The organism is Psychrobacter sp. SWN149 (genome assembly GCF_015864565.1).
Classification (GTDB): domain Bacteria; phylum Pseudomonadota; class Gammaproteobacteria; order Pseudomonadales; family Moraxellaceae; genus Psychrobacter.
Window position 1 is genome coordinate 64,205 of the sequence record NZ_JADYWX010000002.1, and the last position, 25,849, is coordinate 90,053.

Below are 25,849 nucleotides of genomic sequence, written 5' to 3' on the forward strand. Positions count from 1 at the left end.
CGTTTTAGATTCCCGCTATGCTAAGATGAGCAGTAGCTATCGATACAGATAGCCTTTTTTTATGACAGTCTAAAGATAAAGGATAACCCCTAGAGCCATGACGTTGTCTTATTCACATGCGCACCAGCAAGGTAGCGGCACAACAGAAGTGGTCGCCGTACTGGTCGCTATCACAGATCATATCGCGCGTGTCCTGACCGTTGATCAAGGCAAGCTATTGCCGAACGGACCGCTGATGCCGCTTCATCGCTCACTGCAAGCAGGCGTGCACCAATGGGTTGAGGAGCAAACGCAGCAGCCACTTGGATATTTGGAGCAGCTATATACTTTCGTTGATACCAATAGGCGCAATATCGATGGACACGCCCTCGTGTATGTCAGCTATTTAGGGTTGGTGCAGGAGACACAGACGCAGCAGTTACAAAGCCAAGCGCTATGGCGTGATTGGTATGATTATTTTCCGTGGGAAAACCATTTGGATGGTATGCCCAGCATTATTATAGATTTTATTGTTCCTGTGCTATTGGAGTGGGTGAATACCGCTGAAGACGTTACTATCCAGCAGCGCCGACGTCAGCGTATTCGTCTATGCTGGGGAGTCAGTGAAGCCTATTTGACAGATCAGGCATTACCAAACGCAGAGTCTGTCAATGCTCATGCTAATGCTCACCTCAATGAAAGCAGCGAGTGGGTTTCAGAGCATGTGCTGCTGCGTTATGAAATGCTGTACGAGGCGGGTCTGATACCTGAAGCGCCTAATTATCCGCCCAATTATCAAAATACTGTCCTGCCTGATGATTGGTCACAGCGCATAGGCGTACCGATGTATTATGACCATCGCCGTGTGATTGCTACCGCTATCTCGAGACTACGTGCCAAGATTGAATACCGGCCGCTTATTTTCGGTTTGATGCCTGAGGTCTTTACTTTGTCGCAGTTGCAGCAGAGTGTTGAGGCGTTATCAGGGATACGTTTGCATAAGCAGAACTTTCGCCGTTTGCTCGATTCACAGAATCTAGTGATGGAGACAGGAGAGAGTAGTAGTGCTCAGCGCGGTCGTCCAGCCAAACTATATCGCTTTTGTCATGATATTGAGCTGCAAAGTCTATTAATGGATAGCAAACTTCCTAAGCGTAAATAGCCCGAAAAATCTCTTCAAATTCACTATAAAAAAAATTGATGTACTGAGAAGTTTGTCACCCTTCCTTGCAGAGACGATAATTTTACGCTATATTTATGCTCATTTTGAGTTTAAATGAACAGACGTTTTTATCAACTCTATGCTGATATGAGGATCAAAAATGACCATCGAAAAAGAGCCAGCGTTGGATGATGTGTTGCTCAAGCCATTGGTGAAAGACGCTCTCACTGAAGATTTGGGTCGGCGCGGTGATGTGACGTCCCAAGCTACTATTCCAGCGGACATGCAAGCACAATTACAGATCAAGGCACGGCAAACAGGTGTGATATGCGGCATGGATTTGGCACGTTTGTCTTTTGCTTTAGTCGATGCACAAATTGAGTTTGTGGCGCAAGTACAAGATGGTGAGACAGTCGAGGCGGGGGCCGTGTTGGCCACTGTTCGTGGGAATGCGCGCCACCTATTGACAGCTGAGCGCACCGCATTGAATTTCATGACGCATCTCAGCGGTATTGCAACAGCGACCCGTCAGATTGTCGATAGTGTGGCTGAGTATCCTGCGCAAATTACTTGCACCCGTAAGACCATTCCAGGCTTACGTATCGTCCAAAAATACGCAGTACGCTGCGGCGGCGGTCGCAATCACCGTTTGGGTCTCGATGATGCTATTTTAATCAAAGATAACCATATTGCGATTGCCGGTGACATCACAACCGCTATTGAACAAGCGCAAGCATTTGCTGGTCACTTGATTCCAATTGAAGTAGAAGTAGATACGTTAGCGCAACTAGAGTTGGCATTAGATGCAGGTGTCAATTTGGTATTATTAGACAATATGCCACCCAAATTGCTACGCCAAGCCGTTGTTCTATGCCAAGGGCGAGCAAAGACTGAAGCCTCAGGTGGTATCACGCCAGATAGCGTGAGAGCAGCAGCAGAAACAGGCGTTGATTTTATCGCGATGGGCTATTTGACGCACAGCACTACTGCCTTGGATATTGGTCTGGATTTCAGTGCCTAACATTAAACACTTAGTGTGTTCTGACTTACAGGTTTTTTAGCGCAAAAATGGTTATTAATGTTGTGAGTGAGCCATCTATTTGTTAGGTATTGACCTATAATAGGCTGCTATATACATGGATTTTTTGCCAAGATGATGTAAGAGAGTAACCAAGCAAAGTTAATGATTTAATTAGCTTATCTGCCTATGTTAGAATATAAGCTACAATGCCGTTTTTAACTGCCTATTGGGTCATCGTTGCACTTGCACGATGGCCTTATCTTTTTGCACCAGTGGTATCAATAGACAAGTGAGCGCTCAGTGAACACTGAAATTATCAAGATAATCCTAGCCTTCATGGTATTGATCAATCCCTTCAGCGCATTGACGTTGTTCTTGGATTTGACTCGCGGCTATTCGATGAACAATCGACGTAAAGTCGCGCGCGTTGCTTGTCTGACTATTTTTATCACCATCAGCTTTTTTACGCTTGCAGGTGAGACGCTGCTAAAAACCCTTGGTATTTCTATTGGGTCGTTCCAATTGGCGGGCGGTATCTTGGTGTTTTTGATTGCCCTGAATATGATGAATGGAGAGGGTAACCCTGTAAAGCCTGATCAAGAGAACTTCGATGTCGATCATGTAAAAGATGCGCCTGTTTCGATGGCAGCTGCTGTGGTGCCCCTCGCGATTCCGATGATGATCGGGCCTGGCGGTATCTCGACGGTTATCATTTACTCTTCACAAGTCTCAGGTGTGTTGCAGGTATCTGCTATTTTAATTGCTGGTCTGTTCATTAGCTTATTTTGTTATTTGGCATTGATGGCAGCAGGTCGTATTAGTCGCTTGTTGGGTGATACTGGTCTGAATATTATGAGCCGAATTATGGGTATGCTATTAGCTGCCGTATCTATCGAAATTATCGTTAATGGCTTACGCACGCTGTTCCCTGCTTTGGTGTAACGGTTTTATTTGTTAAGCCATAAAAAATTGGTTGCTATCACAAGCACCTGATATAAAAAGTAAAAAGCCAAATACGTTTCAGCGTATTTGGCTTTTTTGTGCGCGGTACATTCAGCTACTATAGTCGTCCAATATAATTTGGATACAAGAAAGGCGAGTAAAAGTACTACAAGTCGTAGACTAAGCGAGACTGACACCGTATCTAATTTATAGAGAATTGACTATATTAACTATGATATAAGTGCCACGCCAAGTACAGCATTAATATACCCACTAACCCATCAAGTATGTTCCATGCTTTTGGCTTCGCAAATAGAGGTCTGAGTAGTCGTGCGCCATAACCCAAGGCAAAAAAGAAACAGAATGACGCACTGACGGCACCCACACCAAAGGCCAGTTTGCTACTAGCACCCGTTGAAACCATACCAACGAGTACCAAGGTATCTAGATAGACGTGCGGGTTGAGCCATGTAAAGCCAAAACATAGCAGTAGTGCTTTTTTTAAGCTAGTAACGGCCTGACCATCGACGGTCAATGCATGTGAGCGTTTGATACTGGCATATAAACTTTGCAATCCATAAACCAGCAAAAATAGTGCGCCTGCGAATCTCGCGATATCTACTGCATGTGGATAACGAGCCGTCACTGCGCCAAAGCCCGCAACGCCCGCTGAGATTAATAACGCATCGCTAACAGCACAGAATAAGCAGATAAAAAAGATGTGTTCACGTTTAATGCCTTGTTTTAGCACAAAGGCATTTTGTGATCCAATTGCTAAGATAAGCGATAGCCCAAGCAAAAAGCCGGAGATATAATCGGTTGTGTTCATAGTAAAGTGCTTATCATTTTGAAGAGTAGGAATATTGACACTTTGCTTACTGGCAGTGCCAAAAAAAGCTGTTAAGATAAGTCATCAAGTGAGTAAGTGCAATAGTAATAAAAGTGAATAGGCGAGGAGCAGAGCAAGTCATGGTCATGAGTTTGACAAGAATGCTACAGTCACTTGGCCAAGCGCCCGATGACCTGCCAACACAAGCGGCTAAGAACGCTCGGGAAATGGGTGCCAGTCAAGAGATAGAGTCGGTCGCTAATGATAGTAATAGTGCTAGTGTCTCTAGTGAGGGCAAAAAAGCCAATCATAAGCCTTCTGTGCTGACGCCGCCCGAGCGTGCCAATCGTATTTGTGATGCCTTGGCACAAGTGAGTGATATTCGAACGCCGACGCCTTTGACCGATCGCTATTTGTCCAATCGTGCCCAAATGCGCCCAACCAATAGACCTCCTTTTGACCCCGATACTTTATGGTATCTCAAACATGGACGCTGTCCGATTATGACTGAGCTTGTTGATGTGGTCGACGAAGCCACCCTAAATGCCATGCCCATTGAGGCTGTTGCGATATTAGACCGAATCAATGGTAAGCTAAAACGCTACCGTGAATGGAGCAGCGAGCTCAACGAACAGCAACAGCAGCAACATAATGAGCGTCAGTTCGTTATCGACAAGCTGGTGTCTGAGAGTATTCCAGAAGCACTACATCATTATGAACAACTACAGCGCTTCAGCCCCCATCGTACCAAAAACAATATGGTCCAAGGTAATATGACGGCAGGAGATATGTTGACCGATTTGTTTCTTGAGATAGATTATGAGCTTGATGAGTTGTTGGATGAGCTGCATCAAACGGTGATGAATCGTCTGGCCTCCACACACCGTTATGTCAAAAGCCGTACGCAAAGCTAGCGCTCTTTTTAAAAGAGAATGATCATCTATAAACACAATGCACAACAATATTGGGCTTTAATAAAGCCTTATTTTTTTGTTTAATAAAAGCATGACCAATCAATATAATTGGCTCCGTTCAAATCGCTTTGCTTAAAGTATGAGCCAAAATAATAAAGAATTTGCCAAACCATTCTACCAAGTAATAAGGACAACCTGATGACCCAAGTGACTGCGATGCTCGTGATGTTTATACTATATGGGGTGCTACCAGCCGCTGGGTTATATCTGGGCTATCGTGGCATCAAGAAAGTCACAGCGCCAAAAATGCTCGAATACAAAGCGATGCCGCAATTGGGTTATATCCCTGAAAAGAGCCTACCAGTGGAGGTCAAAACAGCTCTCGACCAAATCAATGAAAAAGGTGAGAAGCTGCGTGTCATTTATGGTGATACCAATAATGATGGAAAGATTGATGATAAAGATACCGTTACCGAAACTTACATCATGATTCAAAATTTGATGGACAGACATGTGCCACTTGCTGTGGCGGACTATCGCCGTTTGCATGACTTAGATGTGGGGGATAGTGCACTCGCTGATACGACCAAAATCAAGCACTCTAACGTCACGGGTAAAGAGGCGCTATTAGATGTACTAAGCACGATTAATACTCAGTTCGATGAGTTGCTGAATGCCTCCTATCATCAGGATGGTCAAAAGTTGCTAGTAACCAATCGATATCTACAATCCCGCTTTGATAATCCTACTGGTAATACAGAGCTTCAAAAGCTTGATCACAATGTCAGCAGTGCCAATAGTGATATGAGCAGTGATATAAGTATTCAGGCGATTGAAAGTCCAACTGGTACAAATGTGAGTGTTGAAGATATTAAGCTGTAAATACAGAGTTATCTGATCAAAGGAAAGCATAAAGAGTACGCGTATATGAGCATCTTAATAGGCATTGGCATCATAACGACAGTCACTACCTTTTACTTGGGTAAAAAAGGCTGGCAAGCTTTCCATAAAGCTGTCGGTATTACGCCAGGTGTGCTCGTCTATCAGAATGATAATGCACCATTATCATTATCTACTGTAAAGTGGCAGCAACTAAGTTTAAATAATAAACATCTAAAAAATTTGCCAGAGCAGCAACTGCGGCAATTAAAGCGTATCGATGAAAAAGTGAATCATTATCAAGCGTATCAAACAGCGCTACAAGCTCAGCATAAGACGCCTGCCATAACAGAACAACAATTTGTACTAAACAAGATGATGCATACTCGGTTGCCAGAAATGTTAGCCAGTCATCACCATCTAGTAAATGTGAATAGAAATATTCACAAAAGGAGTGGCGACAATGTGAGTACTGACAGTGTAGGCAATGACAATAAAGCGGAAGCTAATGAGTTATTACAGAGCGTTTTAAACAATATTGAGCAGCGTTTAGATAAGTTGCTGGCGCAAATGGATACGCAGCAGTTGCAGGAATTGCGAGTAATGAAAAACTATATCAATGGTCACGATAGCTAAGTCTACATCGTCAGAATTACAACGACTTGCTATAAAAAACACACAAAAAAGCTGCCAGTGATAAATAATCACTGGCAGCTTTTTTATGGTCTACTTTAAAACAATACCATTCACAAAAATTAGAGTAGCAAGGAAAACAAGTGCAAGTACTACGCATTGTAGACTAAACGAGTTTGACACAGCTAATCGTACTTTTTGGGTTTGGTATCACTTAACGCTTGTCGTTGCGGTCACGGGTATTACGCGTACCACGACTGGCAGGGCTAGCACTGCTCTTAGGTTTTGCGCTGCTGTTGCGATTGTCGCTACCACTGCGGCTATCGCTACGACTATCAGTCGCGCGACGTGCTTTAAGCGGCTTGCTTCTAATACGTTCTTGCTTCTCTTTTGCTGCGCCATGCAGACCCGTACCATAACGAGGACGCAAGCTCACAAGATCGGTCAAGGTATTGATGTCTTTTCTGTCGAGTTCTAAGAAACGACCAGTACGTAGCTCTTTTGGTAGGGCAATCGTACCATAGCGCGTGCGCAGTAGACGGCTTACTTTTAGGCCTTGTGATTCAAACAAGCGACGTACTTCACGGTTACGGCCTTCTTTTAGCTGGACGTGATACCACTTATTGACGCCTTCACCGCCACCGTCTTTGATATCTTCAAACTTTGCAAGGCCATCTTCTAGCATGACGCCAGCCGTTAATGCACGGGCAATCTCAGGTGTCACTTCACCCAATACACGTACCGCATATTCACGAGTGACTTCACCAGAGGGATGCATCAAGCGATGCGCCATTTCACCATCGTTGGTGAATAACAATAGGCCAGTTGAGTTAATATCTAAGCGTCCGACCATGACCCAGCGATCATGAGTCAGCTTTGGCAAGCGCTCAAAAACGGTTGGACGACCTTCTGGATCTTTAGCAGAGCAGACTTCGCCTTCAGGCTTGTAGTAAGCGATAACACGGCGACGCTTCTCGTTTTCAGAGGTGTATTTTATCTGACGGCCATCAACGCGAATCTCATCGCCTTGCTCAACACGATCACCGATGGTTGCTGGGCCGTTATTTACGGTGACGCGGCCGGCTTTGATGACTTCTTCCATCTGACGGCGTGAACCAAGTCCCATACGGGCGAGGGCTTTCTGTAATTTTTCGTCTTTCATAATCATAACCTTGAGTCGGTGGGTTTACATTTCTCAATGTAAAAAAATTGGATTGACTATTCTACGCTATTTTGACGACTTTAGCACGTAAACCAATAGCTTATAGTCATGAGTATTTATAGCAAGATGACTACTAATTGATAAAAGTCTAGTTCAGTGAATTGCAGTAGGTAAAAGGCGTATTAATAAGTTGTTTTCCAGCGCATTCTAGCGCATTTATTTTTAACGAATAATTACAATAAAATGTCTAATTAAGGTCAGTTTTGTAAACAAATATCTGTTGAAGAATTTTTATTTATCGGCTGCTTATTAACCTCTACAGAATGATATGAATACTTAAACAGCGCAGTATGTGATCAATTTTTTATGATAAATCATTTTTTATCTGATATTAAAACCATTGAAAATAAAAGGATACAAGGTATCTGTGTATACAATTCACGATCTGTTATATATGGATTTATAAATATTGCGTTGCTCATAGTTTGGGTGTATATTTGATGTATAGATTCATTTTTATGAATGTATTTAGTGCAACATAGTGTGCTGCTTTGATTCACAAATATAAATATGAGTAACTGTTATGGTTTATAAATATTTCATTTTTGTACACAGACGTCTTTTAGTAATGAGCATAAATTGCTTATTTATTATGGGATTGCTTACAGGTTGCACGATAACTTCAGGACTTCAGTCAGGAGCTTTACCTGAATCTGGCACTTTTACAGCGGAGAATGGTTTACAGTTTCATATTCAGCCTTTAAGTTTGGCAACGTTACCACGCACAGTGGCAGCCGCTCCGACTCAAGACCTCTATAACCTAATAAAAACCTCTGGGCGAGTCAGCTATGGCATCGCAAAAGGGGACATACTCAATATTATCCTCACCAACTATCCAGACATCAATGCCTCTACTGCTAGCTTAACCGTTGATCAACAGGGATTTGTACAGTTCCCACTGATAGGACGTATTCAAGCCAGTGGGATGAGCGTGCCACAATTTACCGCCGCGCTACAAAGTAAGCTTCAGCGTTATCTTAAATACTCAGACCCTCAGGTCAAAATTATCAATTATCGTGGCAGCAAGTTTTTTGTAGATGGGGCAGTGAAGCAGTCCGGAGAGTTTGCTATTGCAGATATGCCGATCTCAGTATATGGGGCTATCTCTATGGCTGGTGGGACGAGTGAGTCTGGAGATTCAAATAATATTGTGCTTAATCGTCAAGGTAGTAGCTATCAATTAGGTATTCAGTCTTTGCAGAAAATGGGCCTATCCGCCAATCAGATATATCTACGAGATGGCGATGCTATCCATGTTAATAGCCAAAGCCGTAATAAAGTCTATGTACTCGGGGAGTTTGGCAAGATTGAGCCAGTCGCGATTCCTGAGCAAGGACTGAGCTTAGCGCATGTGCTAGGCGAATCAAATGGATTGAATTCCAATACAGCCAATGCGGCCAAGGTATACATCGTTCGGGATGACCCGCAGTACCAATATACCAATATTTATTATGTCGATATGCAGAGCCTCACAAGTTTGGCATTGGCCAGCCGTTTTGATATGCAAGCCAATGACATCCTCTACGTCGACCCAACAGGTTTGGCACGCTGGAATCGTATTATTAGCGCAATACTGCCTTCAACCTCTGCAATCAACGTAATCTCGGGACTGTAGGCGTCAACTATAAAAGGCATGAATGATGGGCGCATTTGATAATATCTTGGTTGTTTGCATCGGCAATATCTGCCGTAGCCCAATGGCAGCTGCGCTATTGACAGAGCGTTATTTAGAAAAGCACATCGACTCTGCTGGGTTATCAGCACTAATAGGACACTCTGCAGATAAGGTGGCGATTGAATTAATGGCCACTCACAATATAAACATAAGCTCACATGTGACAAAGCAAATTAGTGAGGTGTTGGTTAAAAATGCCGATTTAATTTTAACGATGTCAATTGAGCAAACTAAGTGGATAGAGAGTCGATGGCCGTACTGCCGAGGCAAAACGTTTCGAATCGGTCACTGGTTAGATAAAGATATCATCGATCCTTATCAGTTGGATGCGGCAATATTTGCGGGCAGCAAACAAGACATTGTCGATAGCCTTGAGCAATGGAATGACAAAATTAGTGACGCACCGTCAGTCAAAAATTGGACGCTAAGCGAATGCTATTAATCGATCAACATTGAATAATGAGTATATGGTTATGAATAATATGGATTCAAAAGACCTATCAATGCCTACGGGCGAAAAAGACAATGACAACATCGACTTAATGGCTATGGTTTTGGTTTTGTTGCGTGGTTGGAAAATTATCGTGCTTATGGCAGCACTAGGATTTTTGATAGGATTTTTGTATATCCGTTACGTCAATCCGACCTTTAAGGCAGATGCACTGATACAGATTGAGGAGAATACGCAGGGCGTAGAAGCGCTTGGCGAGAATATCTCGGGTTTGGTCAAAGAGGAAACGAGTAAAACGGAGACCGAAGCCGAGCTCATACGTTCTCGCATGATCCTAGAGCCTGTGGTTGATTTATTGCACTTACGTATTCGGCTGACCGATGCCAATATTGGATACATCGATAGAATAAAGAACAATCGCATCGATAGTCAGATAAATACGCCTGAGGGTGTATCACTTAATACTAGCAATGGTGTAGTACAGATTGATCAATTTGATGTATCACCTGAGTATCTGAATCAAGCCTTTACGCTAGAAAAATCTGCAACAGGATTTGTCTTGAGCAATGGCCTTGATGAGTTTAAAGGTCAACTGAGTCAGCCGAATCAGTTTAAAGGATCGGACGGTCAAATTAATATCACTGTGACTGAACTGCCGAGTGATGGCTATCCTATCAATATTACCAAGCAAACCTTAAAAACCACAACAGATGCTATCAATAGCGCATTGTCTGTTGATGAACGAGGGGAGCAAACCAGCATTATCCAATTGTCTATGATAGGTACGAACCAGCAGCAAGTCACCACCATACTCGATCAGATAGTCCAGTCTTACGTGGATCAAAACCAATCCCGTGGCTCTGAAGAGACCACTAAAACGCTTGCTTTTATGGAAACGCAAATTCCCGCATTAAAAGAAAAGCTTGCGACCTCTGAAACATTATTTAATAATTTCCGCAAAAAATACGGCACCATCGATGTGGGCAAAGAGGCAGAACTGCTATTGAATGAAAAGTCTCGAATTGGTGAGCAACTCAATGACCTTAAACTAAAAAAAGCAGATCTGACCACCTATTATACCGAAGAACATCCAATGGTCATTCAGATAAATGAGCAGCTCAAAGTTCTAAATAATCGGACACAAACGATAGACAATACTGTTGTTGGCTTGCCTGAGATTCAGCGAGAATTTTTGAAGTTATCAGAAGATACCGCCCTGAACAGAGAGATCTATCTGACCATGCTCAAAAACTATGAGCAAATGAAAATCGTTGAAGCTGGTCAAATTGGTTATGCACGCATTCTGGATAGACCAACCAGCACCTTTGATGCCATCGCACCGAATAAATTTCAGATCATTATATTGACCATGCTCATAGGTACGATGCTTGGGGTGATATTAGTTCTACTCAAAAATCTCATTCGAAATGTGGTAAAAGATCCAGAACATCTGGAGTCCAAAACAGGGATACCTGTCATTGCGACGATTCCACGTTCACCCTCAATATCTAAGCTTGGTAAAAACAAAAAAATCACCGATCGCATGCTTGCCCATGTGGATCACAACGGTTTAAGTTACGAAGCAATTAAGAGTTTAAGAACAAATCTTATCTTTGGGATGCCAACAGGGGCCGTAGTTGGGCAGTCTGCCAAAGTCATACTGATCACTGGAGAAAGACCGGGTGTTGGCAAATCTTTTATCACGGCCAATCTAGCAGAGGTGTTTTCTCAGCTCAATAAAAAGATTTTGGTCATTGATGGAGACATGCGTTTAGGAGAGTTGCATAAGATGTTTGGTATGAGCCAGGATGAAGGTCTGGCCGATTATTTACTACAGGATGAAAGCAGCCTTATTCCAGTGAGTGAACCTCAGGTTGATAGTGATATCTCTAAATTGAATCTCGAAAGCTTTATCCAGTCGACTGGTATGAAGCATATTGATTTTATATCGCGAGGACGGCAGTCACATAACCCCACCTCATTACTGACAGGAGAAAATTTTACTCATCTGATGGCAACATTGAAAAAGCAGTATGACTATATTGTCATTGATGCGCCGCCGATACTAGCGGCTTCAGATGCCATGGTATTGGGACAACATGCAGACAAGGTACTCCTAGTGACTAAATTCAATCATTCAGTAGAAGGACAACTGGTCTATGCCATCAAACAGATGGGCAAAGCCAATGTAAAAGTAGATGGCATTATTCTCAATGATGTACAGCAAAGCATTATAAATAAGTATAGCTATCATTACCATTATGCTTATGGGCATAACCAGTAATAGAGTGGCGGCGGTATCTTCCATAAGCAATATAACTTAAATAGGTGAGTCTTATGTTGATAAAGACAGAGTCTGACAATGCTTATCAAACATCTCACGATTTCGATCGATGGATGAAGCGTACGGCTCTGTATTTATTGTCGCTACCACGATTTGTCAAATGTGCCATCTTATTTGGCATTGATTTTATGTTATCGATATCTTGCTTATTTTTAGCATTGATATTACGTCAAGGTTATATTGCTCATCATATTAGCCCTACGTTATTGACTTTGTATGCTTTCATTCCTGTCATAAGTCTTTACTTGATTGGGTTTTATAGAGGGGCTTCTAGAGGGTTTTTTGATGCAGCTATGGGACGTGTGCTACAGCTATTTCTATTACTCATTATCGTTTACCAATTCATTATTTATCTGAATCCGTTACCATCGATGCCACGCTCTGCACCGATCATATTTTTATTCATATTTTTTATTTGGTTATGGAACAGCAGATTGATGATAAGGGCGCTATTGACACGTTCACAGAGATTGGATGAAACCGCTAATTCAGAAAAATGCTGTGAAAACGTGATTATTTATGGTGCGGGGGAAGCGGGTAGAGAGTTAACAGAGAGTTTGAGATACACGCATAAATACAATGTAGTGGCATATATCGATGACAATCATCAGCTGACGGGTGCTTACTTGCATGGCAAAAAAATATATGCTGATCATGCGCTACCGCTATTGATTGCCCAGCTCAATGTCTCACAAGTGATCTTGGCAATGCCCTCTATGGGCCGTGCGCGCAAAAAACAAATCATGGACAGTCTGTCAGGTATCTCTATCAAGATAAAAGACTTACCAAGCCTACGAGAGCTGGCTGATGAGCAAGTAACCGTGAGCCATATACGGCCAGTAGATATATTAGATGTCCTAGAACGAGACGCCGTGGAGCCGGTAGAAGAGCTACTACAAAAAAATATCACAGGTAAAAGCGTCCTGGTGACAGGAGCAGGTGGCTCTATTGGTAGCGAGCTGTGTCGACAGATCATGAAAAATAAACCAGCCTGTTTGGTACTGTATGAGCAGTCTGAATATGCGCTGTATACCATAGACCAAGAGCTTAGAAATCAAAAAATAGAGCATATAGAATACCAAGATATTGACATCATCAGTATCATTGGAAGCGTGAGCAACGAAAAAAAATTGGCTTATATATTCAAAAATAACCATATAAAAACCATTTATCACGCGGCGGCATACAAGCATGTTCCTATTGTCGAGTCTAATCCGTTTGAAGGGGCAATCAACAATACCAAAGGTACTTATCACTGTGCTCGTGCGGCGATACAAGCACGTGTTGAAACGTTTGTCTTGATTTCTACTGACAAAGCCGTAAGGCCTACCAATGTCATGGGTGCATCCAAACGCTTGGCCGAACTGGTCTGTCAGGGTCTGAGTCAGAGCAATAGCCATACTTGCTTTAGCATGGTGCGTTTTGGCAATGTTTTGGGATCATCAGGGTCTGTTGTGCCACTTTTTACCAAACAAATTGAGCAGGGTGGTCCTATTACCATTACTCATCCAGAGATTACCCGCTACTTTATGACGATACCAGAAGCCGCAAGCCTCGTTATCCAAGCAGGTGCAATGGCATTTGGTGGTGAGGTATTTGTACTAGATATGGGTGCACCGGTCAAAATTATTGATCTGGCCAAGCGCATGATTCGTCTGACAGGTTGTGAGCTAAAAGATAACAGTAATCCGAATGGTGATATTGAAATTATCTTTACTGGACTGAGACCGGGTGAAAAGCTTTATGAAGAGCTGATCATTGGAGAAGACAATATCGAAGCTACCTTTCATCCGTTAATCATGCAAGCGATGGAGCACAGTTTTCCTTTGGCTGATATCGAAAAAATACTGTTTGAGTTTGTAGAAAGAGCTAAAAACCAAGATGTGGCATGGCTAAAAACACAGTTTAGGTTTTTTGTAGAGGGGTATCAGGAAGGAGATGATACCGAAATTGAAAAGGCAGATGTAGAACCCATGGGTGTGGTTAGTTAACATTTTAAGAAAAATTGACGTAAGTAAACCAATAGAGTGGTTATAAAGTATGCTGCGACTAGCCAAAGAATTATTTGCCTTGTTAACCATAGATCAGCGTCGACGCTATTTGTCTTTGCAGATCATGATGGTGTTCATGGCATTTATGGAGCTGTTAGGAATCGCTTCTATAGGTCCTTTTATGGCTTTAGTTGCTGACATGCAGCTGCTTGAAACCAATGCGTTTCTTAATAGTATATATGTAGCCAGTGGTGTTAGTACGCACACAGACTTCTTGTTTATAACGGGTCTGTTTGTACTAATGATGCTGGGTTTGGCCTCTGTCCTATCGATGATTACCACATGGCGTTTGTCTTTATTTGCTTATTCTGTTGGTACAGAGATTAGCGATCGTTTATATCATTATTATTTGCGAAAAGATTGGCTTTTTCATGCTAGTGGAAGTAGTGCTCAATTAACCAAGCAAATTGCAACTGAAGCATTAAGAGTGACAAACTTTATTATTTTGCCATTTATACAAATGAATGCTCGCTTGGTATTAGCCGTATTTATCTCGATTAGCATCTTTATTTATAACCCGCTGATAGCAACCGTAGGGGTTGTATTATTTGCTAGCGGCTACGTCATCATATATAGAGTAATCCGCAAGCGTATTGCCCTCTACGGAGAGTATGTCTCTACTACCTCAACAGATCGGTTTAGGCTGATGAATGAAGGTTTCGGGGGTATCAAAGATGTACTACTTTACAATCGTAGACATGATTTTGTTCATCAGTTTGAGACAAGTGGAAAGTTATTTGCTCGCGCTCAAGGCGTGAATACGGCATTGAGTCAAGCGCCTCGCTATTTAATGGAGCTATTGGCTTTTGGTGCAATGATTGGTCTGGTCTTAGTTTTATTGACGACGCGTGACGGCAATTTAAGTCAAGTTTTGCCTGTATTGACCGTCTATGCTCTTGCAGGGTTTAAGTTATTACCAGCTTTGCAGCAGATATATCATAGTGTTGCTACGATTAGAGGTAATACCGCGGCTTTTGATTCTATAAAAGAAGACTTACTGGCTTCATTAGTCATAGAAGATGAGCAAAGTGATACTTCAGATATATTAGACAATCGAGCAATTGATCTATCAAAGATTAAGAATATACGACTGAATAGAGTCAGCTTTACATACCCTAATAAAATTATGCCAGCACTGGACAATATCAATATCAATATACCTGTCAACTCTACAGTGGGTTTTGTCGGTGAGTCGGGATCAGGCAAGTCTACAGCCATCGATTTGCTACTCGGTCTTATTTCACCGAATACAGGAGAGTTGATGCTTGATAACATTATTATTGACAAACAAAATAGAAAAGCTTGGCAGCAATACATAGGATTCGTACCGCAAAGTATATTTTTGAGTGAAGGCAGTATCACTGAAAACGTCGCTTTTGGCATATGCCATGATGATATTGATTTAGCACAAGTCAAACAAGCGGTTAAGCTTGCTCACCTTGAGTCGCTGGTTGAGAGCTTGACTGAAGGTTTAGACACGAAAGTTGGGGAACGAGGGGTTCAACTATCAGGAGGTCAGCGACAGCGTATTGGTATAGCCAGAGCACTATACAATCAAGCTGATGTGTTGGTGTTTGATGAAGCAACGAGTGCTTTAGACGGTATTACTGAAAAAGTCATAATGGATGCTATTGAAGAGCTCAGTGGACAAAAAACCATCGTAATGATAGCTCACCGATTGAAAACAGTAAAAAACTGCGATGTCATTTATCTCATGAAGCAAGGCAGAATAGTGGAGCAAGGGACGTACCAACAGCTTATAGATAACAATCCCATGTTTAAAAAAATGGCTGAGTTCTCATAATGAACGCATTATAAGCGTATGAGAAGATTCATATCGCTTCACAAAGTTTTTAGCAGTAACAGGCAGGGATCATAGGTTTTTAACTTTTAGAAAATTTATGCGTGAGGTGCCAATCATGACCGCATTTGAGAGCCCATTAGTCAGTATCATTGTACCTGTCTACAACGTTGCGCTGTATCTTGATGAGTGTTTGAACTCTATTAAAATGCAAACGTATCAGAACCTTGAAATAATCGTAGTAGAGGATTGCTCAACTGACCATTCTATACAGGTGTTGCAACCTTATCTAAAAGACAGGCGCATCAAATTCATTAAAAACGTCAAAAATCTAGGACTGTCAGCTACCCGTAATAAGGGGATTGATTTGGCTACCGGTGTATACATAATGTTTGTCGATTCTGATGACATCATAGATTTAAGCTTAGTGAAGACCTGTGTCGATTGTGCGACAACAACCAAAGCAGATTTAATCACGTATGGCCATGCACAATTTAGTGACACTCCTGAAACTGTAAAGCAGCCTTGCTCTCCATCTGATTTAGAACTAATAAGCTATAAACAAGGAAATGAGTATTTTAATCTTGACCATTATTGTTGGGCAAATTTTATTCGATTCAGTGTGTTAAAACATTCGAATATCCGTTTCCCAGTAGGGTTTTATTATGAGGATGGACCTTTTCATTGGCATTTAGGTCTTGAGGTAAAAAATAGATATTATTTACCAAAAAAAATGTATTTATATCGAAAGCATAGTCAGTCTATTAGTGCACTGAGTAGCAAAAATGGTCGAAAGTTATTAGATGCTTTTACGCTGGAACTAGAGATAATCGCACTTGTAAAGCGTTACAGACGAGATGAATTGAAAAATGTATTGTCAAGGCGCCTTATAGATTTTAACTTTTATAATCTTCTTTATATCGATGATAAATTCTTAGCTTCTGCATTGAGTAAGGTAAAAATAGTCGAGAGCTCAATGCGAGAAAATGATTATGAGCAGGTCTTTAATTACCGAAGTATTACAGTTTTATTCTTAACTCTAGTACCTAACTATATATCCTTACCTTTTCTAAGATTGATCCGAATAATTCTGCATAAAATATTTAAACCTACTCGTAAACTAATCCGTAATGCTTTCAAATATCTTTCGTTTAGCAATGAAAAAGATATAACTTATCAGGATGCATAGCATGAAAAAAATATGCTTTATTGCAGGTAATCTTAATAATTCTGGCGGCACAGAAAGAGTGACTAGTGTGGTAGCCAATGAATTGGTTGAAAAAAATTATGATGTTTCAATATTAAGCTTGGTAGATGGTAACGAGCCTTTTTTTACTTTAAATAAAAGTATTCAAACTTACTCGCTATATCCCCAGAAAATATCTTTTAAAAAGAATTTCCTACCCACGATTTGGAAGATACGTAAATTTATCAAAGAACACCAGATAGATAGAGTTATTGTTGTGGATAGCAACTCATGCCTATTTACAGTGCCTGCATTATTTGGGCTAGATATAGAGCATATCTGCTGGGAACATTTTAACTTTAATAATGATTTAGGGCGATATAGTAGAAGAGTGGGACGTCAGTTAGCAGCGCGATACTGTGATGCCGTGGTTACTTTGACAGAGAGGGATAAGCAGTATTGGTTAAGAGGTACATCGCATAAATCACAAATAATAGCGATAGCTAATCCTTGTCCTTTTCCACCTCAAACCGATAGCAAAATAAATGGCAGCAATACAGTCTTGACTGTTGGCGAGCTCACAAAAGTAAAAGGATTTGATTTATTGCTCGAAGCTTGGGTTCAAGTAAATAGCACTATGCCAAATTGGAAGCTGGTCATTGTTGGTGAAGGCGAAGATAGGAAAAAGCTAACAAGTTTTATCAACGATCATAACTTGGTAGACAGTGTTGATTTGGTAGGACGTACGTCTGATGTGAGCAAGTATTATGAAAAAGCCGATATATTTTGCTTGAGCTCTCGCTTTGAAGGTTTTCCTATGGTTTTGCTTGAAACATTGGCGTTTGGTTTGCCTGTTGTGAGTTTTGACTGTGATACAGGACCTGCAGAGATATTAGAAGATACAGGTTCTATCCTAGTGCCTAGAAGCAATATAAGCCAGCTTGCTTCATCTTTAATTGATTTGATGAAGAATGAGTCAGCTCGAGAATCAATCAGTTTAAAAGCTAAAGAGAAGTGCGAGAATTATCAGCCAGAGAATATAATAAATCAGTGGATTGAATTATTGGAAAGGTAAAATTAAGTTATGCTAATATTTTAAATTTGATATATATTAGTAGTGACGTTATAGTTTTTAATCAATTCTAAAAAAATGGTTATATTTTTAATAAATATATTTAGCAGTGTTGATGTGATTCTAGTTATATTGGATTTTTATATACCACCGAGTCTTTTTTCTATAAAAATAAAGGACGTGTAATTTGAAAATTTTAATATTAACAAGTAGCGTCAATAACTCGGGAGGCACAGAGCGAGTAGGATCTATGCTAGCTAATGGGTTGTCTGAGGTCGGATATGAGGTATTGCTAGTGAGCATAGCTGATGGCGATATGCCTTTTTTCCCTATTAATAAAAAAGTTAAGTTGCTGTCTTTAATGAGCTTTCCAAAATGTAAGTTATGCCGTATTCCAAATACTATTTATAAGCTAAGAAAGTTACTAAAAAAAGAATGCATTGATACATTAATTGTAGTGGACACTTTATGCATTCAGTTTACTTTGCTCGCTGTGCTAGGGCTGCCAGTAAAGCATATATGTTGGGAACATTTTGGCTTTAGTAATAATATAGATAAGCCCCAAAGAAGATTTGCTCGCCAATTGGCGGCCCGATACTGTGATTCCGTTGTCACGTTAACTGAAAAAGACAAACAGCATTGGCTAAATGGCACACAGCATAAATCACAAATCATAGCCATCGCTAATTACTGCCCATTTCCACCTCAGTATTTCGATAAGGAAAAAAATACGAAAATAGTATTATCAGTAGGTAGTCTAACCCATATTAAAGGGTTTGATATGTTACTTGAGGCTTGGATACAAGTTAATAGAGCGCTGCCAGACTGGAAGTTGGTTATAGTCGGAGAGGGAGAGGAGAGACAAAAACTCACAGATTTTATTGCAGAAAACCACTTGGTAGATAGTGTGGAATTGGTAGGCCGCACCTCTGATATTAGTCAGTATTATAAAGACGCTGAAATTTTTTGCTTAAGTTCTCGCTTTGAAGGTTTTGGTATGGTGTTAATTGAAGCGTTAGCTTTTGGTTTGCCGATAGTCAGTTTTGATTGTGATACAGGACCTGCAGAAGTGTTAGAAGGTACAGGATCTATATTGGTACCTAAGAATGATATAGAACAGTTATCTTTGTCTTTAATTGAGTCCATGAAAGACAAGCAAGGTCGGAAGTTAATTGGGTCAAAAGCTAAAGAGAAATCTGGTTTTTATCAACCAGAAAAAATAATAAAACAGTGGATTAAACTGATTGAGAGTTAAAATAAATTTTATAAAAAATCCATTTCAATGAATTTTTATTAATTAATCTGTCATAGGCTAACCATGAAAATACTATATATCATCACTGGTCTAGGGCAAGGAGGCGCTGAACGAGTTGTTTGCGACTTAGCAGATGAGATGGTCAAACGAGGACATCAAGTCAAAATCATCTATTTTGTAGGTCAGGCACTCACCAGACCAATATGTAAAGATATTGAGTTAATCAAAATTGGCTTAACCAATACAATGTCGCTACCTATAGCGTATGTATTGCTATCAAAAAGCATTAAAGGTTATCAGCCTGATGTTGTGCACTCGCATATGGTACATGCGAACATTTTAACGCGCTTGGTCAAACTAGTGACACCCATAAATAAATTGATATCAACAGCGCATAGTAGTAACGAAGGCGGCGCACTACGTATGCTGGCCTATCGGCTGACCAACCCTTTAGCTAATATAAGTACCAATGTGAGTAATACGGCAGTTGCAGCTTTCGAATCAAAACACGCAGTACCTAAAGGCAGCATGCAAACCATATACAATGGCGTGAATTTTGATGACTTCAGTTATCGTTTGCAGGCAAAAAGTGAGATACAAGATGAGTTGGAGTTAGATGAAAGTAGTAAGCTCATTTTAGCAGTAGGTAGTTTCAATGAAGCAAAAAACTACTCTAATTTGCTAATGTCCATCAAGTCTTTAAAAGACTTCAGCTCTATTCCTTTTGTACTACTCATTGCAGGTGATGGTGAGCTAAGGTCAGAAATTGAAAGGCTGATTGTAGCGTTAGAGTTAGATAAAAACGTTATCTTATTAGGACGAAGGCATGACATATCGACATTGATGTGCGCTTGTGATGTTTTCGTTTTATCCTCTGATTATGAAGGTCTCCCAACCGTATTGATTGAAGCGCTCGCTTGCCAAGCTAACGTTGTTTCCACTGATGTTAGCGGTGCACATGAGATATTAGATGGTTATGGCAGCATTGTACCTATTAGACAACCTAAAGCTTTGGCAAAGGCTATCGCAGACACTTTGCTCATTGAAAAAAAGAACATACTGGGACGGCAACATGCCAAAAATAAGTTTGATATAGAGATTGTTTCAGACGAATGGATGAAGGTATATGATGAGAAATAATCAGCACTTCTTCGAACGATTTTCTAATCCCACTATTTTTTTATTAGTTACGACTGTGTTTTTTTTTAAGATCATTGCTTTTGTTTTAATGGAATATGGCATTTTAGTCATAAACTTAGGAGGTGGTAGTGATGCCAATTATTACAACTCTTATGCTGAAGGCCTTACAGATACGGCAGTAAATATTTGGCCAATATTATTAAGATGGTTGAATGATATTGGTTTATATTCGCGTGACGTGACTACTTACCTTTTGTTTTTCTTAAGCCTGATAGCTGTTCCGATGATGGTGGTTAGGCTTTCAGGTCTGACGTTTAACAAAAATCAGAAGTATTATTTGTATTCCTTGCTAGTTTGCTTGATTCATCCAACCATATTCTTTTTTTCGACAGATATTTTTCGTGATGTATTTATGGCGTTTTGCTTTTTAGCAGGCTGTCTGACAGTAAAGGGGTTTTTGAAAAGTAATAGCCTATTAATTTCGTCTTTATATTTTTTATTGTCTGTTGCAATTGGGTTTTTCTTGATAGAGATTAGAATTTATTTAGGCTATGCTTATTTACTCAGTCTTCTGTTTTTCAAAATAAGATTTACAAAAAGTAGAGTTGTCTATTTGGGTTTTTTATACTTTTTACTTCTGTTTATAGCCAACTATGTAGGTATTTTAGACTTACTCACTGAATATAGATCTGGGTTTGAGGCGTCAGAAGGTGGTTCAACTCTAGGTCTAAGCTTCTCTAACCCTCTATTATTTATACCTAACTTTATCATCAGCTTTTTGGGACAAATGTTAGGTTTGTATATTACCAATCCATTGGCACTTGTACTGTTCATACTTGAAACCATTCCATTCTTTTTTATGCTTGTATATGTATTAAAAAACATAAAATTTGCAGACAGCTTTGTACGCTTTCTTATTGTATTCTTTGTACTTTATGGCAGTGTCTGGTTGATTGGAAATGATAACTTAGGGACAGCAGTTCGTTTGAGGATATATAATTATTTAGCCATATATATCAGTTTCTTCTATATTTTAAGACTTAAAAGTAGTTCTTTGAGAAAGCTATCCTCTAATAAACGAGAGGGAATTAATAGATGAAAATAATTATTTTAGGCACCATTGCTTATAGTCTCTATGGTTTTCGTGCCGATCTCATCAAAGCGTTGGTCAAGCAACAGCATACTGTCTATGCATTCACGTCTGAATATACTCAAGCAGAGTTAAAGAAGATAGAGATGTTAGGTGCTATACCAGTGACCTATCGTTTGAGTCGAGGGGGTCTGAACCCTTTGTCTGATATCAAAATTACGTATCACTTATCTAAAGTAATTGAAAATATTGCGCCAGATATTGTGTTCTCTTACTTTTCTAAACCAGTCATCTTTGGAACATTAGCAGCAAAAATGGCAAAAGTGCCGCAAGTGGTAGGTATGCTTGAGGGGTTAGGGTATTGTTTTACAGACCAACCCGAAGGCCTGAGCAAAAAAGTGAAAGTTATCAAAGCGATTCAAATTCTGCTATATAAAGCAGTTCTGCCTCAGATAGACACGCTCATATTTTTAAATGCTGATGATCCTAATGATTTGTTGAAGAAGTACAACATACGAGCAAAGCAGGTAGAGATTCTAGGCGGCATTGGTTTGAGTTTGAGTCATTACGAGTATCAGCCTGTAGTGAATATTCAAAAGCCTATTAAATTTTTATTTATTGGACGCCTATTAAAGGAGAAAGGCATTCATGACTTTATTTCAGCGATAAAAATAGTAAAGAAAACATATCCTGAGGCCTATTTCACTATTTTAGGGGAAATAGATGTATCTAACTTGGGCGCATTGCAAAGGTCAGAGCTAGATGAGCTGATTGCATCAAAAATCGTCAATTACCCCGGCCAAGTTGATAATGTAAAAGATTGGATTGCCAGTCATCATGTATTTGTATTGCCGTCTTATCGTGAAGGTGTGCCACGTAGCACTCAGGAAGCAATGGCTATTGGAAGGGCTGTTATAACCACTGACGTACCTGGCTGTCGTGAGACAGTCGTTGATAGTGTTAACGGTTTTTTAGTCGAGAAATGGAATCCACAAGCCTTGGCTGAAAAGATGATTTATTTTATAGAGCATCCCGAACAAATCGAGAAGATGGGTATTGAAAGTTATAAGATAGCGCAAGAAAAATTTGATGCCGATAAAGTCAATAAACGATTACTAAATATGTTGGGTTTATAAATGATAAAACGACTATTCGATATCGTCGGCGCGACTGCTGCTCTAGTAGTGCTGTCTCCTGTATATGCTGTGACCGCTTATAAAGTGAGTAAGAATCTGGGGTCGCCAGTCTTATTCCGTCAGAGACGTCCCGGTTTATATGGCAAACCGTTTGAGATGATAAAATTTCGCTCAATGAAGGATAGTGTAGATACAAATGGCAATCTATTAGAGGACAGTGAACGTCTGACATCCTTTGGTAAGGCACTGCGTAATACTAGCCTAGATGAGCTGCCTGAGCTATGGAATGTGATTAAGGGAGATATGAGTCTGGTGGGCCCAAGACCGCTACTGATGGAATATTTACCATTATATAGTGCTGAGCAAGCTTATCGGCATAGTGTCCGTCCAGGCATTACTGGCTACGCACAAGTGAATGGCCGTAATTCTATTGGATGGGATGAGCGGTTTGCGCTTGATACTTGGTATGTGGATAACCAATCATTGTGGCTAGATATAAAAATTTTATGTAAGACGGTGAAAAAAGTCATCGTCAAAGATGGTATTAGTGCTGATGGGGAAGCGACCATGAGTAAATTCACCGGTAATAGCGTTGATCACAATACGCTTTGATGAGGAATATATGTTAAACACTCCTTTTTCCCCGTGGCCAAGTTTTACTCAGCAAGAAGCCGATGCCGTTAGCAAAGTCCTCTTATCTAATAAAGTAAACTATTGGACAGGGACCGAGAGTCGTGAGTTTGAGACAGAGTTTGCTAATTGGGCAGACAGCAACTACGCCATCGCCGTGGGTAACGGCACGCTAGCGTTAGACTTGGCATTGCAAGCGCTCGATATCAAAGCGGGTGATGAAGTGGTTATCACGCCGCGCACCTTTATCGCCAGTATCTCTTGTGTGATTAATGCTGGAGCAACACCTGTATTTGCTGATGTCGATGAAGCCACAGGCAACATCACCGCTGACTCTATCAGTGCCGTACTGACGAAAAACACCCGTGCCATTATCTGTGTGCACTTGGCAGGCTGGCCGTGTGATATGGACAGCATTATGGCCTTGGCTAATGAGCATGACTTGTATGTGATAGAAGACTGCGCGCAGGCACATGGGGCGCGATACAAAGGCCGTAGCGTGGGCAGTATTGGTCATATTGGCGCATGGAGCTTTTGCCAAGATAAGATTATGACCACAGGCGGTGAGGGCGGTATGGTCACGACCAATGACGAGCAGCTATGGCGCAAGATGTGGGCGTACAAAGACCATGGCAAGAGCTATGCAGCCGTGTATGAGACAGAGCATGCGCCCGGCTATCGCTGGTTACATGAGAGCTTTGGCACCAACTGGCGCATGACTGAGATGCAGTCTGTCATAGGACGTATTCAACTTGAGCGAATGAGTGATTGGACAGCCAAACGTACTGCTAACGCCCACACGATATTAGAGACCTGTGCCAAGTGGGCAGAGAATGGCTATCTGATCGTGCCCAAGTTAGAAGACACACCGCAGTTTTCAGACTCTAAACATGCGTACTATAAGCTGTACGTGTACGTGAATGCAGACAACCTGCCTGAGGATTGGTCGCGTGATCGACTCATTCAAGAGATTAATGCGTTAGGTGTACCGTGTTTTTCTGGTACAGCTTCAGAAGTGTACTTAGAAAAAGCGTTTGATGATACAGGGTTACGTCCAAAGGCAAGCTTGCCAGTGGCCAAGCAGTTGGGAGAGACCAGTGTGATGTTTTTAGTTCATCCAACGCTCACCACTGCTGAGATTGCGCAGACAGTAGAGGCTATCGATAGCGTATTTGGCTCAATCGCTAGATGAGGAATTGTTGATACGCATTGATGTTCCGTACATAAACGTCAGTCTGATATCAGTTTTATGGTTTATTGAGTTGTTAATTAAAGATTATTAGCGTTTTATTAATCATAATGCGACACTGCTTAATATAGTCTTTATAGAAATTTATGAGTATCTAACCTTATGCCATGCTAGGATTTTTAGACGCAGGCAGGTACAATATCACTATCAATCATACCTTGATTAAGGATAAGACAGGCATGCAAGCAATTGCGGCGCTGTCTTTATTTTTTTGTCATATCCTCTATTGGAGTTCCTATGTCTATTGCGTCTACTACCCAAGAGTCTGCCACCATTTTAGACGGCAAAGCACTTGCCAAACAAATAGAAGAGCAACTGCGCACGCGCGTAAATGCTATTAAAGAAAAGACAGGACGTACGCCGAGCTTGGCGACCATATTGGTTGGTGCAGATCCCGCTTCTGCGACTTATGTGCGTATGAAAGGCAATGCCTGTAAGCGTGTTGGTATGGATTCTATACGGGTTGAAATGCCAACTGAGACCACCACTGAACAGCTCATGGCAAAGATAGAGGAGCTGAATAATAATCCAGATGTACATGGCATTTTGCTACAGCATCCTGTCCCTGCGCATATCGATGAACGTGCATGTTTTGAGCAGATCGATTTGGCAAAAGACGTGGATGGCGTGACTTGCCTTGGTTTTGGTCGCATGGGTATGCAGCAGTCAGCCTATGGCTCGTGTACGCCGCAGGGCATCATGCATTTGCTAGAGCATCACAATATTGAGCTCTCAGGTAAAGAAGCAGTCGTCGTAGGTCGTAGCGCCATCTTAGGTAAACCGATGGCGATGATGCTATTAAATGCCAACTGTACCGTGACCATTTGTCATTCTAGAACGCAAGATTTGGCATCGCATATCAAGCGTGCTGATATCGTGGTTGGTGCAGTCGGTGTGCCAGAATTGATTAAAGCGGAGTGGATCAAAGCGGGCGCAGTTGTCATCGATGCAGGGTTCCATCCTACCGATGATGGCGGCGTGGGTGATATCGAGCTACAAGGCGTGGAGAATATCGCCAGTGCTTATACGCCAGTGCCGGGCGGTGTCGGCCCAATGACCATCAATACGCTTATCCGCCAGACGGTCGATGCGGCTGAAAAATCAGCAGGTTTAAACGCCAGCTAACAAGCGAGTAATAGGAATACTGATTGCCGATATATAAGGGGCCTGAGGAAAGAATAACTCAGG

At 41.1% G+C, this 25,849-nt stretch carries 22 protein-coding genes; 20 read left to right on the plus strand and 2 right to left on the minus strand.

Annotated elements, in window-relative coordinates:
- Nucleotides 1-97: 97 nt before the first annotated feature.
- The 3 genes from I6E86_RS03050 (at nt 98) to I6E86_RS03060 (ending at nt 3,104) form a co-directional block, all read left to right on the plus strand.
- The gene (locus I6E86_RS03050; protein WP_197175145.1) at nt 98-1,141 is read left to right on the plus strand and encodes an NUDIX hydrolase; all 1,044 of its coding nucleotides are present in this window, start codon (nt 98-100) and stop codon (nt 1,139-1,141) included.
- 160 nt (nt 1,142-1,301) lie between these two features.
- Nucleotides 1,302-2,162: a carboxylating nicotinate-nucleotide diphosphorylase gene (gene nadC, locus I6E86_RS03055; protein WP_197175147.1), complete on the plus strand. Its 861-nt coding sequence runs from the start codon at nt 1,302-1,304 to the stop codon at nt 2,160-2,162.
- Nucleotides 2,163-2,462: 300 nt separating this feature from the next.
- Entirely contained in the window at nt 2,463-3,104 is a 642-nt protein-coding gene (locus I6E86_RS03060) for a MarC family protein (protein ID WP_197175149.1), read from the plus strand.
- A gap of 226 nt (nt 3,105-3,330) precedes the next feature.
- Here I6E86_RS03060 and I6E86_RS03065 read toward each other — a convergent pair whose 3' ends face one another.
- Nucleotides 3,331-3,933, minus strand: a complete 603-nt coding sequence (locus I6E86_RS03065; protein WP_197175150.1) for a LysE/ArgO family amino acid transporter — start codon at nt 3,931-3,933, stop codon at nt 3,331-3,333.
- Between the two features lie 146 nt (nt 3,934-4,079).
- On the opposite strand from I6E86_RS03065, the gene I6E86_RS03070 reads away from it, so the two are divergent.
- The 3 genes from I6E86_RS03070 to I6E86_RS03080 all read left to right on the plus strand — a co-directional run bounded on the left by I6E86_RS03070 (nt 4,080) and on the right by I6E86_RS03080 (nt 6,362).
- On the plus strand, nt 4,080-4,847 hold the full coding sequence (locus I6E86_RS03070; protein ID WP_227680509.1) for a hypothetical protein: 768 nt from the start codon (nt 4,080-4,082) through the stop codon (nt 4,845-4,847).
- A 198-nt stretch (nt 4,848-5,045) separates the two neighbouring features.
- Entirely contained in the window at nt 5,046-5,729 is a 684-nt protein-coding gene (locus I6E86_RS03075) for a hypothetical protein (RefSeq protein WP_197175152.1), read from the plus strand.
- A gap of 45 nt (nt 5,730-5,774) precedes the next feature.
- Nucleotides 5,775-6,362: a hypothetical protein gene (locus I6E86_RS03080; RefSeq protein WP_197175154.1), complete on the plus strand. Its 588-nt coding sequence runs from the start codon at nt 5,775-5,777 to the stop codon at nt 6,360-6,362.
- Nucleotides 6,363-6,573: 211 nt separating this feature from the next.
- Here the strand turns inward: I6E86_RS03080 and rluB are convergent, their stop codons facing one another.
- Nucleotides 6,574-7,521 (minus strand): 23S rRNA pseudouridine(2605) synthase RluB, encoded by a 948-nt coding sequence (gene rluB, locus I6E86_RS03085; RefSeq protein ID WP_194362818.1) that lies wholly within the window; start codon nt 7,519-7,521, stop codon nt 6,574-6,576.
- A gap of 652 nt (nt 7,522-8,173) precedes the next feature.
- On the opposite strand from rluB, the gene I6E86_RS03090 reads away from it, so the two are divergent.
- The 14 genes from I6E86_RS03090 to folD all read left to right on the plus strand — a co-directional run bounded on the left by I6E86_RS03090 (nt 8,174) and on the right by folD (nt 25,786).
- Nucleotides 8,174-9,196: a polysaccharide biosynthesis/export family protein gene (locus tag I6E86_RS03090; RefSeq protein WP_227680510.1), complete on the plus strand. Its 1,023-nt coding sequence runs from the start codon at nt 8,174-8,176 to the stop codon at nt 9,194-9,196.
- Between the two features lie 25 nt (nt 9,197-9,221).
- On the plus strand, nt 9,222-9,698 hold the full coding sequence (locus tag I6E86_RS03095) for a low molecular weight protein-tyrosine-phosphatase (RefSeq protein WP_197175158.1): 477 nt from the start codon (nt 9,222-9,224) through the stop codon (nt 9,696-9,698).
- 31 nt (nt 9,699-9,729) lie between these two features.
- The gene (locus I6E86_RS03100; protein WP_227680511.1) at nt 9,730-11,991 is read left to right on the plus strand and encodes a polysaccharide biosynthesis tyrosine autokinase; all 2,262 of its coding nucleotides are present in this window, start codon (nt 9,730-9,732) and stop codon (nt 11,989-11,991) included.
- Between the two features lie 53 nt (nt 11,992-12,044).
- On the plus strand, nt 12,045-14,042 hold the full coding sequence (locus I6E86_RS03105) for a polysaccharide biosynthesis protein (protein WP_197175170.1): 1,998 nt from the start codon (nt 12,045-12,047) through the stop codon (nt 14,040-14,042).
- Between the two features lie 181 nt (nt 14,043-14,223).
- A complete protein-coding gene (locus I6E86_RS03110) occupies nt 14,224-15,906 on the plus strand; it encodes an ABC transporter ATP-binding protein (protein ID WP_265090672.1) in 1,683 nt (560 codons plus the stop codon).
- A 115-nt stretch (nt 15,907-16,021) separates the two neighbouring features.
- Nucleotides 16,022-17,092, plus strand: a complete 1,071-nt coding sequence (locus I6E86_RS03115; RefSeq protein ID WP_197175174.1) for a glycosyltransferase family 2 protein — start codon at nt 16,022-16,024, stop codon at nt 17,090-17,092.
- A gap of 1 nt (nt 17,093) precedes the next feature.
- On the plus strand, nt 17,094-18,164 hold the full coding sequence (locus I6E86_RS03120) for a glycosyltransferase family 4 protein (protein ID WP_197175176.1): 1,071 nt from the start codon (nt 17,094-17,096) through the stop codon (nt 18,162-18,164).
- Between the two features lie 184 nt (nt 18,165-18,348).
- Nucleotides 18,349-19,416: a glycosyltransferase family 4 protein gene (locus tag I6E86_RS03125; RefSeq protein WP_227680512.1), complete on the plus strand. Its 1,068-nt coding sequence runs from the start codon at nt 18,349-18,351 to the stop codon at nt 19,414-19,416.
- A gap of 63 nt (nt 19,417-19,479) precedes the next feature.
- Entirely contained in the window at nt 19,480-20,556 is a 1,077-nt protein-coding gene (locus I6E86_RS03130) for a glycosyltransferase (RefSeq protein ID WP_197175179.1), read from the plus strand.
- The gene (locus I6E86_RS03135) at nt 20,543-21,655 is read left to right on the plus strand and encodes a hypothetical protein (RefSeq protein WP_320158516.1); all 1,113 of its coding nucleotides are present in this window, start codon (nt 20,543-20,545) and stop codon (nt 21,653-21,655) included. The genes I6E86_RS03130 and I6E86_RS03135 overlap by 14 nt, the downstream gene beginning before the upstream one ends.
- The gene (locus tag I6E86_RS03140) at nt 21,652-22,782 is read left to right on the plus strand and encodes a glycosyltransferase family 4 protein (protein ID WP_197175181.1); all 1,131 of its coding nucleotides are present in this window, start codon (nt 21,652-21,654) and stop codon (nt 22,780-22,782) included. The genes I6E86_RS03135 and I6E86_RS03140 overlap by 4 nt, the downstream gene beginning before the upstream one ends.
- The gene (locus tag I6E86_RS03145) at nt 22,783-23,394 is read left to right on the plus strand and encodes a sugar transferase (RefSeq protein ID WP_197175183.1); all 612 of its coding nucleotides are present in this window, start codon (nt 22,783-22,785) and stop codon (nt 23,392-23,394) included. It begins immediately after the preceding gene.
- Between the two features lie 10 nt (nt 23,395-23,404).
- Entirely contained in the window at nt 23,405-24,604 is a 1,200-nt protein-coding gene (locus I6E86_RS03150) for a DegT/DnrJ/EryC1/StrS family aminotransferase (RefSeq protein WP_197175185.1), read from the plus strand.
- A gap of 294 nt (nt 24,605-24,898) precedes the next feature.
- Nucleotides 24,899-25,786, plus strand: coding sequence for a bifunctional methylenetetrahydrofolate dehydrogenase/methenyltetrahydrofolate cyclohydrolase FolD (folD, locus tag I6E86_RS03155; protein WP_197175194.1), 888 nt, complete (start codon nt 24,899-24,901; stop codon nt 25,784-25,786).
- Nucleotides 25,787-25,849 lie beyond the last annotated feature (63 nt).

Excerpts from the sequence above, each read along its gene's own strand:
- I6E86_RS03145 (WP_197175183.1), top strand. The coding sequence starts at position 22,783 with ATGATAAAACGACTATTCGATATCGTCGGCGCGACTGCTGCTCTAGTA.
- I6E86_RS03105 (WP_197175170.1), top strand. The coding sequence starts at position 12,045 with ATGTTGATAAAGACAGAGTCTGACAATGCTTATCAAACATCTCACGAT.
- I6E86_RS03050 (WP_197175145.1), top strand. The coding sequence starts at position 98 with ATGACGTTGTCTTATTCACATGCGCACCAGCAAGGTAGCGGCACAACA.
- I6E86_RS03150 (WP_197175185.1), top strand. The coding sequence starts at position 23,405 with ATGTTAAACACTCCTTTTTCCCCGTGGCCAAGTTTTACTCAGCAAGAA.
- I6E86_RS03090 (WP_227680510.1), top strand. The coding sequence starts at position 8,174 with ATGGGATTGCTTACAGGTTGCACGATAACTTCAGGACTTCAGTCAGGA.
- I6E86_RS03120 (WP_197175176.1), top strand. The coding sequence starts at position 17,094 with ATGAAAAAAATATGCTTTATTGCAGGTAATCTTAATAATTCTGGCGGC.
- I6E86_RS03140 (WP_197175181.1), top strand. The coding sequence starts at position 21,652 with ATGAAAATAATTATTTTAGGCACCATTGCTTATAGTCTCTATGGTTTT.
- rluB (WP_194362818.1), bottom strand. The coding sequence starts at position 7,521 with ATGAAAGACGAAAAATTACAGAAAGCCCTCGCCCGTATGGGACTTGGT.
- I6E86_RS03100 (WP_227680511.1), top strand. The coding sequence starts at position 9,730 with ATGAATAATATGGATTCAAAAGACCTATCAATGCCTACGGGCGAAAAA.
- I6E86_RS03115 (WP_197175174.1), top strand. The coding sequence starts at position 16,022 with ATGACCGCATTTGAGAGCCCATTAGTCAGTATCATTGTACCTGTCTAC.
- I6E86_RS03135 (WP_320158516.1), top strand. The coding sequence starts at position 20,543 with ATGATGAGAAATAATCAGCACTTCTTCGAACGATTTTCTAATCCCACT.
- I6E86_RS03070 (WP_227680509.1), top strand. The coding sequence starts at position 4,080 with ATGAGTTTGACAAGAATGCTACAGTCACTTGGCCAAGCGCCCGATGAC.
- I6E86_RS03095 (WP_197175158.1), top strand. The coding sequence starts at position 9,222 with ATGGGCGCATTTGATAATATCTTGGTTGTTTGCATCGGCAATATCTGC.
- nadC (WP_197175147.1), top strand. The coding sequence starts at position 1,302 with ATGACCATCGAAAAAGAGCCAGCGTTGGATGATGTGTTGCTCAAGCCA.
- I6E86_RS03110 (WP_265090672.1), top strand. The coding sequence starts at position 14,224 with ATGGCTTTAGTTGCTGACATGCAGCTGCTTGAAACCAATGCGTTTCTT.
- I6E86_RS03075 (WP_197175152.1), top strand. The coding sequence starts at position 5,046 with ATGACCCAAGTGACTGCGATGCTCGTGATGTTTATACTATATGGGGTG.
- folD (WP_197175194.1), top strand. The coding sequence starts at position 24,899 with ATGTCTATTGCGTCTACTACCCAAGAGTCTGCCACCATTTTAGACGGC.
- I6E86_RS03065 (WP_197175150.1), bottom strand. The coding sequence starts at position 3,933 with ATGAACACAACCGATTATATCTCCGGCTTTTTGCTTGGGCTATCGCTT.
- I6E86_RS03080 (WP_197175154.1), top strand. The coding sequence starts at position 5,775 with ATGAGCATCTTAATAGGCATTGGCATCATAACGACAGTCACTACCTTT.
- I6E86_RS03130 (WP_197175179.1), top strand. The coding sequence starts at position 19,480 with ATGAAAATACTATATATCATCACTGGTCTAGGGCAAGGAGGCGCTGAA.